Here is a 17,912-nt window from a genome sequence, read left to right as displayed (position 1 = left end):
TTTTGTCGCTTGCAGAAGGATGACGAAACTAAAAAAATCGTGATACACTGAACGATGACTGAAAGAAAGGGGTTTCATTGCATGCGCTCATTTGAGGAACGATTATCGAACCAACTCGAAGCGACAGCTTCACTCGCCACGTTGATTCAACCTTCAACGGATCAACTCCGTTTAGATAAACTAGATAAATTCGCTATGAAACTATTGAAACGAGAGTTCACGATTGCTTTCGCTGGTCATTTCTCGGCTGGAAAGTCAAGCATGATCAACGCCTTGACGGGTGAATCGGTCTTACCGACAAGTCCGATTCCGACGAGTGCGAACATCGTGACACTTCAACAAGGGGACACTGATTCAGCGATCGTTCACTTTCATGAACAGCCGTCTGTTCGTCTGACAGCAACAGAGCAAGAGGAGCATCTTAAAACACTTGGGAAGAGTGGTGATGTCCGTCAAATCGATTTGACGCATGCTGCGTCCGATCTGCCTCCTGGTCTCGTCTTGATGGATACACCAGGCGTCGACTCGGTCGATGATGCCCACCGTGTATCAACGGAATCCGCCCTTCACTTGGCTGACATCTTGTTTTACGTCATGGACTACAATCATGTTCAATCTGAATTGAACTTCATGGTGACGAATGAATTACAAGCTGCCGTACCGGAACTATATTTAATCGTCAATCAAATCGATAAACATCGTGAAGATGAACTATCATTCGACGCCTTCCGCCGCTCGGTCCATGCATCTTTCGCTGAACATGGTGTCGCGCCGAAAGGGATCTTCTTTACAAGCCTGCGGAAACCCGATCATCCGTATAACGATTTCATGGAAGTCGAACAGCTCGTCAAACAAAGCATTCGTGATGCTCAACCGAAGTTGTTGACTTCTGCCGCTTTAACGCTTGAAAGTCTTCATCAAGAGCACACACGTTATCTCACACGTCTCGTTTCAGAAGCCCACGAGACGATGGCTGAACAATTGAATGACGCTGAACGACGTGATCCAGAGACGATCGAAACCGAATTAGCCCACGTTTCGCAACAATTAGAAGCACGTCAGCCGGACCGCTGGGTACAGACGTTTTCGTTGCATCGAGATCAACTCTTGAAAAATGCGACATTGATGCCGTTCGAATTACGCGAGAAGATGCGCCGTTTCCTCGAGTCACGCCAACGCGACTTCAAGGTCGGATTGTTCCGAAGTACAAAAAAAACGGAAGCGGCTCAAGCAGAGATTGCACAAGATGTGTTGCGTGCCTATCAGACGGTGACCGCTTCCGAGATTTCGCTTCATTTACGTAACTTGATGAAACAATCGTTACGCGACCTTGGTCTCCTGCAGGATATGCATATCGTCGCGATCGATCAGCTTTCACTCGCCCCGCCGCTTTCCGTACTCGAGAGTGCCCTGCCGACTGGCATTACGATTACGGGTGAATCGGTGCTCCAGTTCACGAATCGTGTCGCCGAACAGACACAAGCTTGGTTCGTCAAGCAAACGAATGCATGGCGTGAGCTTATTCGTCAAGAATTGACGACAACTTTCCCGAAAGAACAAGCTGAGCTATTGCAGCAACAGACGTCACTACAGCATAAATGGAATAGCGTTCAAGCATGGCAACAAGCTACCGTAGCACTCGAACGATATGAGCATGGCGTTGCTAGTCCATCCGACCAACAACTCGAACAGGCTCGGACGCAAGTTTCAATCTGGGAGGAGCAATTGATTCAGCAAGAAGCGGCAATCGTCTCCTTTACCGGGTATGAATCGGTGACAGAAACTACTGCGTTTGAAATTGCGACGACGATCAGTGAGCAACAAGCCGTCCGTTATGCACCGGAAGACGTCGCTCGAATCCGTCATCATCTGAATGGTCTTCAAGGTTTTGAAGATGCCGTCGCTTATTTGAATGACAAATTGGATCGACTGACACACCAATCGTTCACGATTGCCTTATTCGGTGCCTTCAGTGCCGGAAAATCATCGTTTTGCAATGCTTTGCTCGGAGAGAAGGTCCTCCCCGTCTCTCCGAACCCAACGACCGCGTCCATCAACCGGATTCATCCCGTTGACACTGCACACCCGCACGGCGTGGCAGAAGTCACATTCAAGTCGGAAGCAGCGATGCTTGAAGACTTAAATGAAGCGATGGTCGCAACGATGACGTTCGAGTCAACGAAACAGGCATACGATACGCTCTTACCACGTGCCGCATCGCTGACGGATCCGTTCTTGCATGCCTTCTTGACAGGATTCCCAACCGTTCAATCATTCATCGGTACCGTCCAGACGGTCGATCAAGAAGCTTTTAAACAATATGTCGCACAGGAAGAGCGAAGCTGTTTCGTCGATGTCATCGACTTCTATTATGATAGTCCCTTAACTCGTCTCGGCGTGACACTCGTTGATACACCAGGAGCGGATTCAATCAATGCCCGTCATACCGATGTCGCCTTCGATTACATCAAAAATGCGGATGCAATCTTGTTCGTCACGTACTTCAATCATGCCTTTGCTCGCGCTGACCGTGAATTCTTGATTCAACTTGGTCGTGTCAAAGATGCATTCGAACTCGATAAGATGTTCTTCCTCGTCAATGCGATTGATCTCGCTGCGTCAGAAAGCGAACGTCAAGATGTCTTGAACTATGTCGCTACGGAACTGCAACGCTTCGGGATTCGGTCGCCCCGACTGTATGGAGTCTCGAGCTTACAAGGTCTCACGGAAAAGCAACAAGAGCGATCGGATTCAACTTCCGGTTTACCTGAATTCGAGGAGGCATTCCATCACTTCCTAGCGGAGGATCTGACCGGTCTCGCCAAAGTATCGTTGTCTGAGCAGACGGAAAAGACCGTCCAGCGACTCGAACGATTTATCGCTGCGACTGAAGCGAATCTGTTGCGAAAAGAAGAACGGTTGGCTGAGCTGTCTGCTTTAGAACAGCAGGTCACGGATCGTTTCGAAGACAATCGCGCCGCTTTGATCGAACCTGCACTCAAAGCAGAGATCCATGAGCTGTTGCACCATGTCGTACAACGCATTTATTACCGTTTCCCTGACTTCTTCAAAGAAGCCTATAATCCCGTTCGTTTTGCTCAGACGAGTAAAGGAGTAGCACTACAGGAGGCCTTGACGGAACTGTTGACATTCCTCCGGTTCGACTTTGAGCAGGAGCTCCGGGTCACGCATTTCCGCATCGACCAATGGCTTGAAGCGGCCTTAGTCCGTCGTCAGCAAGAGGAGCAACAGTTGCTTGAGCAATGGAACGAATCCTTCCAGCTGGCGCCTGTCACGGTCTCTCGGTTGAACGAAATGACGTTCGACGGACCCTTCGAGGATGCAACCCCTTATATTGGTGTCAAACGCCACTTCCGGAATGCGAAAGCCTTCTTTGAGAAGAATGAGAAAGAACAACTGAAGGAAGAACTGGCGACGTTAACTAAACAAGAAGCACTCGCATACACTACTGCTCAAGAAGAGCGTTTGCTGACAGTCGCGACGGCACATCTAGATGTCTCTTTAACATCCCTTTCAGAGTACCTGTTACGCCAAGCACTCGAACAACTCGAGAGTGAACGTGCGACGTTACAGGCACAAGAGACACTGACACCTTATAAACAAGCTGCCGCAAAAATTCGCAATCTGACGCAGCACGTCACGTCATGAAACATGATCAATCCATACAAAAGACCGGAGCGCGACGCGTTCCGGTCTTTTGTATTTTCTTCACCGCACAGGCGTTGGCCAGAACGATTGAAAATAGTGGACGATGTATTGATGGACGTGCCGGACGACTGGGCGTAATTCTGTCCCGACAAGTCGGTTCAACGAGACATCCCATAACATCGGCGGCTCGAACGGGATGATCTTAATGTCATCCGCATGATGAAACCGCAGAATCGGTTCCGGTAGGATCGAGATGACGTCGAGTTCTTGAACCATCCCGATCAACAAGTCCCATGCACCAGACATGAAGAAGATATTCGGTTCTTGCTGCACTTTGCGAAACTCCGATAGTATTTGATGATGTAACATGAATCGATCATTTAAGATGACGAGTGGTTCATTTCCGATATCACTATAAGATAGAGCTTCTTTTGCTTGAAACGGATGATTTGGGCGAACGGCAACGACGACTTCATCTTCAATCAATCGAAAACGTTCAATGCCATAGGATTCACCTGGTTCGATCAAAATGGCCAAATCGAGTTCTTCAAGTAACAGTCGACGTTTGAGTTCAAACGCCCCTTCTTCGATGATTTCGAGTTCAATCCCAGGATGTTCCGCCATAAACTTCGGGATTAACTGTGAAAATAAAACAGGGAGAATGACAGGCGGGATTCCGAGACGGACTTTCCCTCGGACGACGTTTGAGCGTTCGCGCAGATGCCCCATCAATGCTTGATGACGTGTCAGAACGATCTTCGCATCTTCATACAATTGGCGTCCCATTTCCGATAACCCTGTCAACCGTCCGTGCTTTCGAATGAATAATTCCACTTGCTCCAGCTGTTCGAAGTCGCGAATCATCTGACTAAGCGCCGGTTGCGAAATCGACAAGTGTTTCGAAGCACGCGTTAAGTTATAGCCTTGCTCGACAATTGTCGTAAAAAAAAGTAACTGTCGAATATCCACTTACATCTCTCCTTATTCATCAAACCAACGATTTTTTTTGAAGAACAGAATCATCCCTAAAGCAAGGAGTCCCATTGCCCCTAACGTCACGAAATAACCATACCGGGTGGTCAGTTCTGGCATATGTTCAAAATTCATGCCATATATACCAGCGATGAACGTCAACGGCATGAAAATCGTCGTAAAGATCGTTAACGTCTTCATGATGCTATTCATCCGGTACGAGTTGAGGGAAATGAAGTTATCCCGAAACTCAGATGTCATCAATCGGTTGTATTCAATCATTTCGGATAACTTTAGTAAATGATCATACAAATCGCGAAAGAATGCTTGCTTCTTCGGATGAATCGATAACCGCTTCGATTCGACGACCCGATACAATAAGTCCCGCATCGGCATGACCGTCCGTGAGATTCGAAGTAACTGCGCTCTTAGTTCGAAAATTTCTTCCATCAACCGACGATCGTTTCCGCGTGATCGATAGCGTTCCTCAAGCGCAAACAATTCATCTTCTGTCGCATGGACGATCGGAAAATAACCGTCGACGATCTTATCCATGATTTTATGTACGAGATCGACCGTTTCTTGTGTGTGTAGGCAATGACTGTATTGTTCAAACACGACGTCAATTTCCGGCGAGGATTGCTCATGGTAGCTAACAAGATGCCGATCACTTGCGAACAAATTGATCTCTCGACTCATCAACGTTCCTTCATCAAGTGCATGAAGGACAAAAAAAATATGATCCGCATAATACTCGAGCTTCGGACGTTGTAAATAATGAAAACAGTCTTCAATCGCCAGTGGATGAAAATCAAAAACCTCAATCAATTTTTGCTTCTCTGCGTCTGTCGGTTGATCGAAATCAACGAAATAACGTTTGATGCCCGACTCCTGTATCCGACTTACATCATCGGTCAAAATGATTGTGTCATCCGCATCGATCAGTATACAACGAATCAACTTTTTCTCCCCCTTTTCCTATGTAAGCGTACTATATTTTTTCGTATGCAACAAAAAAAGGATTCCATCGAAGAGAAATCCTTTCAGATTGTAGACAAATGAACTGACTCAAAAAATGACACACCTTTTCACGCCCTTTCCTCAGGCGAGACACAAGCCAGTTTTCCCACTCCATTCGAGCAGGAAAACGGGTCTTGTTTGTCTCTGACAGCGCAAAATCGCACTTTTTCCTGTAGGAGTGGCGTGTAATGCGTCATTTTTTATATCCGGAAGAAGGACCGAGAAGCATTTTGTTCACTCGACATCGCTTCCTAGGGAAAAACAAGCAAGAGCGACCCTGCAGCGAAGCGAAGCGGCGCGATGCTTGTCCCAGGAAAACGGTGCGAGTCGAACAAAAAAAAAGCGCAATCCTTCTCGTTAGAGAACAATTGCACTTGTCTTCAGTCTCAAAAGATTTCCCCGAAGAGAAATCCGTTTCATATAGCAATCAACCATGTTCAATATAAAATCCGCTCCAATAAACCTGACGATACGTAAACTCTTTTCCACTCTTCGTCGTCACAAGCATTTCATCTTCTGCCATGACGGCGATTTTAATGGGTACTTCACCGTGATCCGTCAAATAATTGAGGATCTCAAGATGCCGATTCAACCAAAGACGACGGCGGAACCAACGAAAACGACTGAATGCCGCACTGAAGTGGAGTAAGGCAAGCGCAAGGATAATTAAAGCAAACGGAAGTGGAATATCGAACAATGCAATCAAATATACATCTGCGATGAGTAAAGATAGCGAGAGACCCATTTCCGTCATCTCCATAAAAGATGCTTTATAGGTCGCGAAGTAGGTCATCACGCGAAACAACAAGATGACCGTTAGATACGGTACGAAATACATTTGAAACACATGGTCCGTGCCACTGTTGACGAACATGAGCAGTGGCAGGAAGAATAGCAATTTCCAGATTAGGATGGCGGAATAAAATAAAGTATGATCCGTGTAGCGTTTGCGTACGATGGCTTGACTCATATTCATTGCCTTCCCCTCCTTCATGATGGACCGTTTCAAAGTCAATGATGACAGGACATGATGCCTATAAGGGTATGTTTCCAAATTCAACTGTTTCTAATCATCTAATTCACAGTTTATAGAAATTGTATATTTAGTATACGTGATTGGTTTCGAAAAAGTTCACTTTCCCCATCATTTCCCATTATTCGATGTGCTACCGATCCGATTCTCACTCTTGCTAGTCGCCCGGATCTTCTACTGCTACAATATAAGATATTCCAATTGAATAGAATCGAGTTGAATTTTTCATGTACACCCATATCATTGTCGGTGCCGGAATTCTTGGTGCCTCGACAGCTTATCATTTATCAAAGGCTGGTGAACGCGTCTTACTCGTCGATCGGAAGGAACCCGGTCGCGCCTCCCATGCGGCAGCCGGCATCATCTGTCCATGGATGACACAACGACGAAATAAGGCATGGTACAAATTAGCGAATAACGGTGCTCATTTTTACAAGACATTGATTCCTGAACTCGAAGCACTCGGCGAGACGAGCACAGGTTATCAGCAAGTTGGAGCGATTGCCTTACACGAAACATCAAAAATCGATAAGATGGAGACGATTGCGCAAAACCGCTTTCCAGAAGCCCCTGCTATCGAACGGATCGAACGACTCGATCAAGAACGTGTCAAAACGCTGTTTCCGCTCGTTGAACAGATCGAAGATGCCTTATTCGTCTCTGGCGGTGCACGTGTTGATGGACGTGCCTTATGTGCCGCTATGATCCGTGGTGCTGTCGAACACGGTGCGACTGTACTAGAAGGAGATGCATCTCTTGTCGTAGACAAAGGAGTCGTCACCGGTATAACCATGGAAAACGAACAGTACTCGGCAGACCACTTCATTTTAACGGCAGGCGTTTGGTTGAATGACCTTCTTCGGCCACTTGACCTTAAAATCGATTTGCACCCAGAGAAGGGACAAATCCTACAACTCGACTTGACGGATTCTACATCAACGACGTGGCCAGTCGTCATGGGACAACGCGGATTGTACCTGGTTTCGATCCACGAAAAGAAACTGATCGTCGGTTCGACACACGAGAAACAGACCGATTACAACTTAAAGCCGACCGTCAAAGGAATGCATGCTTTATTGAATCGTGCTTTACCTGTCTTACCAAGTCTCGAGGAAACGACAATTGATGAACTCCGAATCGGCTTACGTCCCTATACAAAAAACTCGTTACCAGTAATCGGACCGCTTCAAAATCATCCAAACGTGTTCTTAGCAAACGGACTCGGCGCATCCGGTTTGACGATCGGACCTTATCTCGGTAGCCAATTAGCGAAGCTTGCAAATCATCAAACGCTTGATATCGAATGGCAGACCTATGAGCCGACATACGTCTCTTTCGACTCCTAACTCACTTTATGCTTTTTGAAAGGAAGTACGTCATTGTCCATGAAACCAGTAGTTTCACTTGAATTATTTGATGCTTTAGATATTCGTGTCGGTACGATCCAGTCGATTTCGAATCGCACGGATGGCTCAATTCAGCTTGAGCTACAATTCGACGGATTTACACGTTCTTTTTCACTCGCTTGGGATTCACTACGACCTGATGTCCACGAGCTGCTTGGAAAACAAGCGATTGCTGTACTCAACGTACCTGGTCGTACGCCAGAAGAGTCCGGACGAGTGCTTGAGATTGGGCGTTCAGAGCAATGGATGCCGATTCTCGTCGTGCCGGAACATCCGATACCTGAAGGTGCACGGATCGAATAAGACACTTTAACCTATGAAAAACACTCCCCAGTCATGCTTTTAACGGAAGCTTACGTGTAGGAGTGTTTTTTAATTATGACGCCGTTACATTTTTTCTAAATAATGCACGCTGAATCGTTCATCGTCATCGATCCAGCAATTGACCGGATGAAAACCACTTTGACGAGCGAGAGTCTCAAACTCTTCTTTACTGTATTTATAGGAGTTCTCCGTATGAACCGTCTCCCCCTGTTTAAACGGAACCGTCACGTCTCCGACTTGTACTAATTGATCAAGTTGACTCCGAAGATGCATTTCGATTCGTCCTTTTTCTTCATTATAAAAAGCATGATGTTTAAATCGGGTCACATCAAACGTTCCATCGAGCATCTGGTTCAAGTGCGTCAACATGTTCAAATTGAATGCTGCCGTGACACCGGCTACATCGTTATAAGCACGTTCAAGGACATCGGTCGATTTTTTTAGATCAACGCCGATCAAGAATCCATCTCCACTTTCAAGGATCCGCGATGAATGACGTAAAAAGTGCATCGCTTCCTCCGGTTCAAAGTTCCCGATCGTCGATCCCGGGAAAAAGATGACCCGTTTTTGAGACTCCTCTACCGGTAAGGAAATGGCTTGTGAATAATCTCCACAAACAGCTTTAATATGCAATGCAGGATACCGCTCCGATAATTGACGAGCAGATTCCATCAAAAAGTCTTTTGAGATGTCGATCGGCATGTACGTATCCAAGTGCGTAAACGTCTCAAGCAACATCTGGATTTTACGACTGCTTCCGCTTCCATATTCGATCAGTGTATGCACATCCCCAATACTCTGAGCGATTTCCGCTCGGTGTTGCTCCAAGATAGCAAGTTCCGTTCGTGTCGGATAATATTCCGGTTGTTGCGTGATCTGCTCGAACAACTGGGAGCCGATATGATCATAAAAATATTTCGCCGGTAAGACTTTTTGTTCGCGCATCAGACCTTCGATGACTTCTAAACGCATGTTTTGTTGCGGCGTATATAAATCGTAGCCAATGACCGTCTCGCGCATCACATATCACCCGCCAATCGGAAGCCGCCAAATAACCAGCGTTTATCGGGTGGGAAGAAGTTTCGGTACGTCTCGCGAATATGATCGTCAGGCGTCACGCACGCTCCTCCACGTAGTACCATTTGATTACACATGAACTTCGCATTGTACTCTCCAAGTGCTCCCTCGAGTGGTTTACTGCCTGGGTACGAACTATAAGGACTTGATGTCCATTCCCAGACGTTACCGAACATGCTTGCAAGCGTCGTCTCTGACTCTTTGACTACGACTGGATGAAACGTACCGTTTCCCATCATGTTGCGCTTCGTAACGGAATCGACTTGACGAGAAGCCCATTCCCATTCCGCTTCTGTCGGCAAACGCTTCCCTTTAAAACGGCTGTAAGCATCCGCCTCATAAAAGCTAACGTGACAGACTGGTTCGTCGAGCCGCAATGGTTCGACGCCATTCATCGTAAAGATCGTCCATTCTCCCGCGTCATCCTTCATCCAATATAATGGCGCTTTCCAGCCTTCTTTTTGAACCGTCGCAAAGCCATCAGATAACCAATACTCTGACTTTTCATAGCCACCTGCTTCAATAAACGCCAAATACTCCCCGTTCGTGACAGGACGTGTCGCTAATTCAAACGGATGCAGCCACGTTTTATGGCGCGGACTCTCGTTATCAAACGCAAAACCGTCTCCTGTATGACCAATCTCGACGAGTCCTTCCTCAAATGGAATAAAGGATGTTTCCATGAGTGCATTTTCAGGCACGTCTGGTTCTAACGACTTTGACTGATAGGCAGGTAATAACGGATTCGTGAAAAAGTTATACTTCACGTCCATCAAAATCAATTCCTGATGTTGTTGTTCGTGTTGTAGTCCCATCTCGACCAATGCTTCGATTTTTCGTTGATCTTCTGGAGTCCGTTCTTCTTTCAAGAACTCGATCATTTGTCCATCGACATATGCCCTGTAAGCGATGATGTCCTCGACGGTCGGACGTGACAACATTCCCCGTTGTTGACGAGGTTGATAAAGTCCGATTGAATTGTAGTACGAGTTAAACAAATAATTGTATTTCGGATGGAAGACTTGATAGTTTTCACTATATTCCTGTAGTATCATCCGTTCAAAAAACCAAGTCGTATGAGCAATGTGCCATTTTGGCGGACTCACGTCTGAACTAGCTTGAATGATGAAATCCTCTGCTTCGAGCGGTTCGATTAAGGCGATCGTTTGGTTGCGAACGGTTGCGAATTTTTCAATTAAGTACGATGTCGTTTCAAATAGCATGTCAATCACTCCCTATCCAAAATATTCCGAATTTTTTGGTCCATTTGACTTATACCCCTCCTATGGAAGAGTTATGCTAAGGAAACAAAAAAAGTCCGCTCTGTTAAGAGCGGATTCATCATACTTAAAATACTTTATCACCGTTGAAGATCGAGTTTTTGACGACAACGTAGTCGACCGTCCGAATCGCCTTCAATTTATTTCCACCAGCGTATGAGATCGCTGATTGCAAATCTTGCTCCATTTCAATCAATGTATCTGCTAGACTTCCTTTATGCTCGACGAACATCTTTTTCCCTTCAACATTCTTGCGTTCGCCTTTTTGGAACTCAGAAGCAGAACCGAAATATTCCTTGACGAGCACCCCGTCCACTTCATGTGTCTCACCAGGCGATTCTTCATGCCCTGCGAAAAGTGAACCGATCATGACCATCGAAGCACCGAACCGAACCGACTTCGCGATATCCCCATGCGTCCGAATACCACCATCGGCGATAATCGGTTTGCTTGCTGCCTTCGCACACCAACGAAGTGCTGCGAGTTGCCAACCACCTGTACCGAACCCTGTTTTAATTTTCGTGATACAAACTTTACCTGGTCCAATCCCGACTTTTGTTGCGTCTGTTCCTGCGTTCTCAAGTTCGCGTACCGCTTCCGGTGTACCGACGTTTCCAGCAATAACGAAACTTGTTGGCAAAAGCGACTTGATGTGGCGAATCATCTGAATGACTGCTTCCGAATGACCGTGTGCGATATCAATTGTGATGTATTCAGGAGTTAGCCCCTCTGTCGCGAGCTGTTCGATCAGCTGATATTCTTCTTCCTTGACACCCACGCTAATCGAAGCGAACAGTTGACGCTCTTGCATCATACGAACGAACGCTAGGCGACGTGCCGGTTCGAATCGATGCATGATATAGAAATAATCGCCTTCAGCTAAGAACAAAGCAATCGATTCATCAATGATCGTTTGCATGTTTGCGGGTACGACCGGAAGCTTGAAACGACGACCGCCGAACTCGACTGACGTATCACATTCCGAACGACTACCAACGATTGATTTTGCTGGAATTAATTGAATATCTTCATAATCGAATACTACATCCATGAATAACACCTCTAATAACGAATATTTTTTGTATATCGGCGATAATCATTCGCCCCTTGACCACTATAACGAACTGTTATCATGGTGTCAAAGAAATTTTCGTGTTTTTAAGATTTTTCATGAACTTTTTTAGTAAACAAAAAAATAATGTTCGGATTTTAACAATATTGTTGTTGTAAATCAGTCAACCATTGTTCTTCCCACTCGAAAAAACTCGATGCCTCCGATTTCTCAAACACTTGATCAGGATAAGGCAAGGCAAGTGGCGGACGCTCATTTTTTGGAAAATAAGCCAGTTGCTTAGATTCCCCATCAATGGCCTCGAGCGTCCCACTGACTACCTCACATTCGAACATCGTTGCTACATACTCGACCTCGTTTCCGTCAGGGTACGTAAGTCGAAACGATTCCCCACCAAATGTCGCGATTAGTCGGACGGGTCGAACGAATAGACCCGTTTCTTCATAGACTTCGCGAATGACTGCTTGTGCAGGGGATTCTCCTAGTTCAATCGCCCCGGCAGGCAAACTCCAAAACGGACCACCTGGATCCTGGAAAAGGATATGCCCTGCTTCGTTTCGAATGATTGCTGCGACGCATGGTGTAAACAGACGTTGTGTTCCGACATATCGCCGTAGATTGGCATAATAATCAGAGATTGGCATGACGTGACTCCTCCCGGTCTTCTTTTAATAGAGCAAACAGAATAAAATCTTCCCAGGCATCATTGATGAAGAGATTTTGTTTCGCGATTCCTTCTTTACGAAATCCGACTTTTTCAAGAACTCGGATTGATCCGATGTTCCCCGGCATGACCTCAGCACGAATCCGGTGGAACTGATGGACATCAAATAGATGGTCTACGAACAATCCAACTGCTTGAGCCATAAATCCTTTTCCGCCATAAGCTTCATCTAACTGATAGCCGATCATGCACGTCTCGGCTGGTCCACGCTGGATGAACATCGCTGAGACATCGCCAATCAATTGATCATTCTCTGTTAAATAAACACCGTAAGCATAATACGCATCTTGTTTCATCAACTCTTGATGACGAAAAATTCGTTCCCGCTGCCCCTCTAACGTGTACTGTTCAGGTAACGGCTTAACTGGCATCCAGTATTCGAAGTGTTCACGATTTCGTAAGTTCATCTCAAGAATAACTGCCGCATCATCTAAGACATACGGACGAATATATATAGGCAACATCATTTTTCCTCCTTTAGATTATTATCTTTAGTTCAAGAAGTTTGCGTGTTTCATAATTCATCCAGCGGGAATCTACATAATAGTTCATTACATTACAGTGACAGCATGCTATAAAGAAAACTGTCGAAGAAGGAGTGACCTATGTATTCAGACACTGATTTGCTCAATCAAATCAAACGGCGTGATTCTGTCGCGCTCGAACGATTATACGATCGTTACGAAAAAACACTCTTTCTTTTATTTCGTCGTACACAGGTTGATGAAGCACTTATTCATTCTGCAATGACCGAGTTATTCCGCACTGTTTGGGAACAACCGACACGTTACCCGAACTTCCAAGGATTCATTTTGCATACATTACGACAACTCAGTAGTAAAAGAGAACATATTCCGACTTAATTGAAAGAATCAGTTATACCCTTTCGACACAGGTAAAATGAACCCTTTAATTCAATGATGTATTTAGAGAAGAACAGCTTACTTTGTTCTTTTTTTGTTTTGTCCTTTCTTTTTCGATACGGGCATGCTATATTATTAAGTAATTATTGTTGTTCGGTGGAGATACGAAGTGTTTCACTTTATATTCGATGAAATTGATCACGGTAGTAATAATCAGTGTGCCAGTCACACGCAGGAGGCAATACACATGGAACAAGGTAAAGTAAAATGGTTTAACGCAGAAAAAGGATTCGGCTTCATCGAGCGCGAAAGCGGAGACGACGTATTCGTACACTTCTCAGCAATCCAATCTGAAGGTTTCAAATCACTTGACGAAGGTCAAGAGGTTTCTTTCGAAGTTGAAGAAGGTCAACGCGGACCACAAGCAACTAACGTTGTAAAACTTTAATTTCTTTTAGACCCTGCTCCGGCAGGGTCTTTTTTTGTTTAAATATGCTACACTAGCGATTCAGGAAGAAAGGAGATGTAACATGACACTCGAACAAACGATGCAACACCTTCAAGATGCTATGCTAAAAGGAGATTTATCACAAGTCTCGCATCTATTATCTCCCGAATTTACGTTCATCGATGCATTAGGGCGGTCATTTGATGCCGAGACCTACCTCGATCATTACGTGGATCCTGCAAACATCCGCTGGTTATCCCGGACCGATGATTTTTCATACATTGATCATTTCGAAGATACGGCAATCCAGTATAGTTTGACAGAAGACCGATTTGAATACGGGACAACTCAATACGTTGGTCGTTTCCGGATCGTATCCATCTATCGTGCTACGTCAGATGGTTGGAAATGGCACTTTGGTCAATTGACATCTCTTGATCCTTCATAACGGATTCAAGGGATGTTTTTGTTTTCATTTTCCATTCATCGTCAGTTGGAATTGCTTCTCATTTTTCATTCCGTTACACTTGAGTGGTACATATTTTCTGAAAATTCAAGAAGGAGTGTTCCTCATGACGGTTTATAACTTTTCTGCCGGTCCAGCAGTCCTTCCTGCCCCGGTCCTATTGAAAGCTCAATCCGAGCTACTCGATTATGAAAATTCAGGACAATCCGTTTTTGAAATGAGTCATCGTTCGCCGATCTTCGAATCGATTCGGGAGGCAGCTGAACAATCCTTACGGAGACTGATGTCGATTCCCGATTCGTACTCCGTATTGTTTCTTCAAGGAGGAGCTACACTTCAGTTCGCGATGTTACCTCAAAATCTAGCGACGAAGACCAGACGGATTGATTTCATCGATACCGGCGGCTGGTCAACGAAGGCGATTGCAGATGCTAAACTGTACGCCACGGTCAATGTGCTCGCCTCTTCTGCTGATCACGGTTATCGTTTCATCCCAGAAGGTCCGTTCACGTCATCAGCCGACTATTTGCACATCACTTGGAACAACACGCTTGAAGGAACGACGTATCAAACACCGCCTCACGTCGATGCGCCACTCGTCGTCGACGTTTCTTCTTCCATTTTGTCTGAATCTTTGCCAATCGAGGCATTTGATGTGTTGTACGCCGGTGCTCAAAAAAACCTTGGCGTCGCCGGTTTAACGGTCGTCATTCTGAAGAATGAGTTGCTAAATCGTGTTCCTGACACGATTGGTGCCTACTTACGGTATGACGTCCATGCCAAACAGCGGTCTCTGTATAACACGCCGCCGACATTCAGTCTTTACATGACGAAATTAGTACTCGATTGGATTGAAGAGACGGGACTCGAGACGATTGAGGCAAGAAACGTCTCACAAGCGCGCATGTTATATGAAGCAATTGATCAATCCGATCTATTTCATAACCATGTAGCCATCAAGGATCGAAGCCGGATGAACATTCCATTTTCGACCGGAAGTGAGACGGAAGACGCTGCTTTCTTGACCTTCGCTGCGCGTCACGATCTAATCAATCTTGCCGGTCACCGCTCGATTGGTGGAATGCGCGCGAGTCTTTACAATGCGATGCCGACCGAAGGGGTTACGGCACTGATTCACATCATGCACCGTTTTGAACAGGGGGAACGTTAAATGTATCAAGTCCAACTATGGAATGATCTATCGGATAAAGGATTAAAACGATTCACAGACGACTATCACGTCCAGCGAGAAACGGAGCAACCAGACGCCTTTCTCGTCCGCAGCAAGGATTTGCATGACATGCGCTTCCCGGATAGTCTTAAAGCCGTAGCCCGAGCTGGCGTCGGTGTCAATACGATTCCACTTAATCAACTTGCGAATCGCGGGATTCCTGTCTTTTCGACACCAGGCGCTAATGCAAATGCCGTCAAGGAACTTGTCATCGGCAGCTTATTCTTAACGGCGCGAAAGCTCGTCCCCAGTCTACTTTGGACGAACAACTTACGCGGACCGGATATTCCGGAGCGGATTGAAGCGAACAAAAAACAATTTGTCGGAACGGAGTTGCTCGGGAAACGAATCGGGATCGTAGGACTTGGAGCAATCGGCGCGAACTTAGCCAACACTCTCCATGAGCTTGGCATGACCGTTACAGGCTATGATCCACATATGTCCGTTGAGTCCGCTTGGCGTGTCTCAAATCAAATTCAGCGGGCAACACAGCTTGAGGATCTGCTCGCGACAAGCGACTACATCACGTTGCATCTTCCGCTCGTTGACGCTACGAAGGGTTTACTCGATGCATCACTCTTGTCGAAGATGAAGCACGGCGCGACGTTGCTCAACTTCTCGCGTGGCGAACTCGTCGATGAACAAGCGTTAGCCGATGTACTCCGGTCTGGTCGTCTGGCTAATTATGTGACGGATTTCCCGAATGCCTTCATCTTGTCCCTTCCACGGGTTATCGCTTTGCCGCATATCGGGGCATCAACGAGTGAAGCGGAGGAAAACTGTGCCATCATGGCGGTCGATCAACTGCGTCTGTTCCTTGAGACAGGAAACATCCGTAATGCTGTCAATTTCCCAGCTGTCGAGTTACCGTTCACCGGAAAACGACGGATTACGATTGCTCACCATAACATTCCGAATATGGTCGGTCAAATTGCCTCCGTGTTAGCACAAGAGTCGATCAATATCGCGAATATGATCAATGGTAGTAAAGATGCTATTGCCTATACGATCATCGATATCGATAACCATGCGGACGAGTTGATTTCGCTCGACCGACTGAATCAAATTCCTGGCGTCTTGAAAACACGTCTACTTTAAAAGGAGTGATCCCCATGCCAACGTTCGAACCTTTTGCCGCGTTACGACCGGATTCAAAATATGCAGCAGATTTTGCTGCTTTGCCCTATGATGTTTATTCGCGCGAAGAAGCACGGTCTGAGATTCGTCGTCATCCGCTGTCTTTTTTACGGATCGATAAAGCAGAAGCCACGCTTCCGTCATTAATCGCTGAAGATGATCCACGCGTTTATCAGCAAGCAGCTCTCGCCTTCGAAGAGAGTCAAACAAACGGCATCTTACAGCTCGACACGGACGAGACGTATTATATCTATCAACTGTCTGACGGGACACATACACAATCCGGTTTCGTCGGATGTGTTTCCGTTAGCGATTATGAAACGAATCAAATTCGTAAACATGAGTTCACGCGTCCGGACAAAGAGCGCGATCGTGTCCGACATGTCGAACATCTAAAAGCTCATACTGGACCTATTTTACTTGCGCATCAAACGGATGCCCAGCTTCAAGAAATCGTCTCGACGATTACTGCAGGTGATTCCCTATACGACTTTACTGTCGATGGAATCACACACCGAATTTTTAAAGTCATCGATCGCCATCATCTGTTGACGATCGGAAGCCAGTTCGCACGCCACGACGCCCTCTATATCGCTGATGGTCACCATCGCGCTGCAGCGGCAGCCGTCGCTGCCAGTCGGACGGATCAGGAAGAAGCCCAACGCTTCCTTGGTGTCTCCTTTCCGCAGGAACAATTGCGAATCCTCGGCTATCATCGTGTCGTCGAAGATCTGTACGGTCAATCCGTCGTTGATTTTCTCGAACGTCTAGCCCATCGCTTCACGATCGCCAAAGGACGTGCCGAACAAACAAAACGTCACCAAATCGAGATGTATCTCAATCGGCAATGGTATACCCTTTCGTACGATTCTGAACGAACAGGGACGAAAGCGAATCTCGACGTCTCGATTTTACAAGAAGAGTTATTGACACCGTTACTCGGTATCGAAGATCCACGAACGGACGCACGTATCCAGTTCGTCGGTGGTCATAAGGGGTATGCCGGTCTTGAGCAAATCGTGGATTCCGGACATGCCGCGGTCGCTTTTCACTTGCATCCGACTTCGATCGAAGATTTAATGGATGTGGCTGATGCAGGAGAAGTAATGCCCCCGAAGTCGACTTGGTTCGAACCGAAGCTTCGGAGTGGTTTACTGATCCATCCGTTTGATTCGTAATGCACACGCACT

Annotated in this window: 17 protein-coding genes; 9 read left to right on the top strand and 8 right to left on the bottom strand. The window is 46.2% G+C overall.

Annotated features, from left to right (window positions below):
* Positions 1–81 precede the first annotated feature (81 nt).
* Positions 82–3,669 (top strand): dynamin family protein, encoded by a 3,588-nt coding sequence (locus Q9R23_RS04500; RefSeq protein ID WP_311246480.1) that lies wholly within the window; start codon positions 82–84, stop codon positions 3,667–3,669.
* A gap of 60 nt (positions 3,670–3,729) precedes the next feature.
* Here Q9R23_RS04500 and Q9R23_RS04495 read toward each other — a convergent pair whose 3' ends face one another.
* The 3 genes from Q9R23_RS04495 to Q9R23_RS04485 form a co-directional block, all read right to left on the bottom strand.
* Positions 3,730–4,638: a LysR family transcriptional regulator gene (locus tag Q9R23_RS04495; protein WP_311246479.1), complete on the bottom strand. Its 909-nt coding sequence runs from the start codon at positions 4,636–4,638 to the stop codon at positions 3,730–3,732.
* A 12-nt stretch (positions 4,639–4,650) separates the two neighbouring features.
* Positions 4,651–5,601 carry a magnesium/cobalt transporter CorA gene (gene corA, locus Q9R23_RS04490; RefSeq protein ID WP_311246478.1) on the bottom strand — a complete coding sequence of 317 codons (951 nt, stop codon included), beginning with the start codon at positions 5,599–5,601 and terminating at the stop codon, positions 4,651–4,653.
* 487 nt (positions 5,602–6,088) lie between these two features.
* Positions 6,089–6,637 carry a hypothetical protein gene (locus tag Q9R23_RS04485; RefSeq protein ID WP_290781983.1) on the bottom strand — a complete coding sequence of 183 codons (549 nt, stop codon included), beginning with the start codon at positions 6,635–6,637 and terminating at the stop codon, positions 6,089–6,091.
* A gap of 284 nt (positions 6,638–6,921) precedes the next feature.
* Here Q9R23_RS04485 and Q9R23_RS04480 point away from each other — a divergent pair, with 284 nt between their 5' ends.
* Together Q9R23_RS04480 and Q9R23_RS04475 are read left to right on the top strand one after the other, a co-directional pair.
* On the top strand, positions 6,922–8,040 hold the full coding sequence (locus Q9R23_RS04480; protein WP_035407485.1) for an NAD(P)/FAD-dependent oxidoreductase: 1,119 nt from the start codon (positions 6,922–6,924) through the stop codon (positions 8,038–8,040).
* Between the two features lie 39 nt (positions 8,041–8,079).
* Positions 8,080–8,403, top strand: coding sequence for a hypothetical protein (locus Q9R23_RS04475; protein ID WP_056061877.1), 324 nt, complete (start codon positions 8,080–8,082; stop codon positions 8,401–8,403).
* A gap of 84 nt (positions 8,404–8,487) precedes the next feature.
* On the opposite strand, the gene egtD is transcribed toward Q9R23_RS04475, so the two are convergent.
* The 5 genes from egtD to Q9R23_RS04450 form a co-directional block, all read right to left on the bottom strand.
* Positions 8,488–9,444 carry an L-histidine N(alpha)-methyltransferase gene (gene egtD, locus Q9R23_RS04470; RefSeq protein WP_311246477.1) on the bottom strand — a complete coding sequence of 319 codons (957 nt, stop codon included), beginning with the start codon at positions 9,442–9,444 and terminating at the stop codon, positions 8,488–8,490.
* Entirely contained in the window at positions 9,444–10,724 is a 1,281-nt protein-coding gene (gene egtB, locus Q9R23_RS04465) for an ergothioneine biosynthesis protein EgtB (protein WP_311246476.1), read from the bottom strand. The genes egtD and egtB overlap by 1 nt, the downstream gene beginning before the upstream one ends.
* Before the next feature lie 124 nt (positions 10,725–10,848).
* Positions 10,849–11,832: a GMP reductase gene (guaC, locus tag Q9R23_RS04460; protein ID WP_311246475.1), complete on the bottom strand. Its 984-nt coding sequence runs from the start codon at positions 11,830–11,832 to the stop codon at positions 10,849–10,851.
* Positions 11,833–11,990: 158 nt separating this feature from the next.
* Positions 11,991–12,497, bottom strand: coding sequence for an NUDIX domain-containing protein (locus Q9R23_RS04455; protein WP_214854230.1), 507 nt, complete (start codon positions 12,495–12,497; stop codon positions 11,991–11,993).
* Entirely contained in the window at positions 12,484–13,041 is a 558-nt protein-coding gene (locus Q9R23_RS04450) for a GNAT family N-acetyltransferase (RefSeq protein ID WP_308101685.1), read from the bottom strand. Before Q9R23_RS04450 ends, Q9R23_RS04455 begins: the two co-directional genes overlap by 14 nt.
* A gap of 141 nt (positions 13,042–13,182) precedes the next feature.
* On the opposite strand from Q9R23_RS04450, the gene Q9R23_RS04445 reads away from it, so the two are divergent.
* The 6 genes from Q9R23_RS04445 (at position 13,183) to Q9R23_RS04420 (ending at position 17,900) form a co-directional block, all read left to right on the top strand.
* Positions 13,183–13,440 (top strand): RNA polymerase sigma factor, encoded by a 258-nt coding sequence (locus Q9R23_RS04445; RefSeq protein ID WP_035407462.1) that lies wholly within the window; start codon positions 13,183–13,185, stop codon positions 13,438–13,440.
* Positions 13,441–13,687: 247 nt separating this feature from the next.
* On the top strand, positions 13,688–13,888 hold the full coding sequence (locus Q9R23_RS04440) for a cold-shock protein (RefSeq protein WP_023468529.1): 201 nt from the start codon (positions 13,688–13,690) through the stop codon (positions 13,886–13,888).
* 82 nt (positions 13,889–13,970) lie between these two features.
* Positions 13,971–14,336: a nuclear transport factor 2 family protein gene (locus Q9R23_RS04435; protein ID WP_023468530.1), complete on the top strand. Its 366-nt coding sequence runs from the start codon at positions 13,971–13,973 to the stop codon at positions 14,334–14,336.
* A 124-nt stretch (positions 14,337–14,460) separates the two neighbouring features.
* Positions 14,461–15,525 carry a 3-phosphoserine/phosphohydroxythreonine transaminase gene (serC, locus tag Q9R23_RS04430; protein WP_311246474.1) on the top strand — a complete coding sequence of 355 codons (1,065 nt, stop codon included), beginning with the start codon at positions 14,461–14,463 and terminating at the stop codon, positions 15,523–15,525.
* Positions 15,526–16,683, top strand: coding sequence for a phosphoglycerate dehydrogenase (locus Q9R23_RS04425; protein ID WP_311246473.1), 1,158 nt, complete (start codon positions 15,526–15,528; stop codon positions 16,681–16,683).
* Between the two features lie 14 nt (positions 16,684–16,697).
* Positions 16,698–17,900, top strand: coding sequence for a DUF1015 domain-containing protein (locus tag Q9R23_RS04420; protein WP_290758940.1), 1,203 nt, complete (start codon positions 16,698–16,700; stop codon positions 17,898–17,900).
* The last annotated feature ends 12 nt before the right edge of the window (positions 17,901–17,912 follow it).

It is taken from the genome of Exiguobacterium sp. BRG2, from assembly GCF_031844245.1.
Classification (GTDB): Bacteria; Bacillota; Bacilli; order Exiguobacteriales; family Exiguobacteriaceae; genus Exiguobacterium_A.
This window is presented reverse-complemented; position numbering and strand designations above follow the sequence as displayed.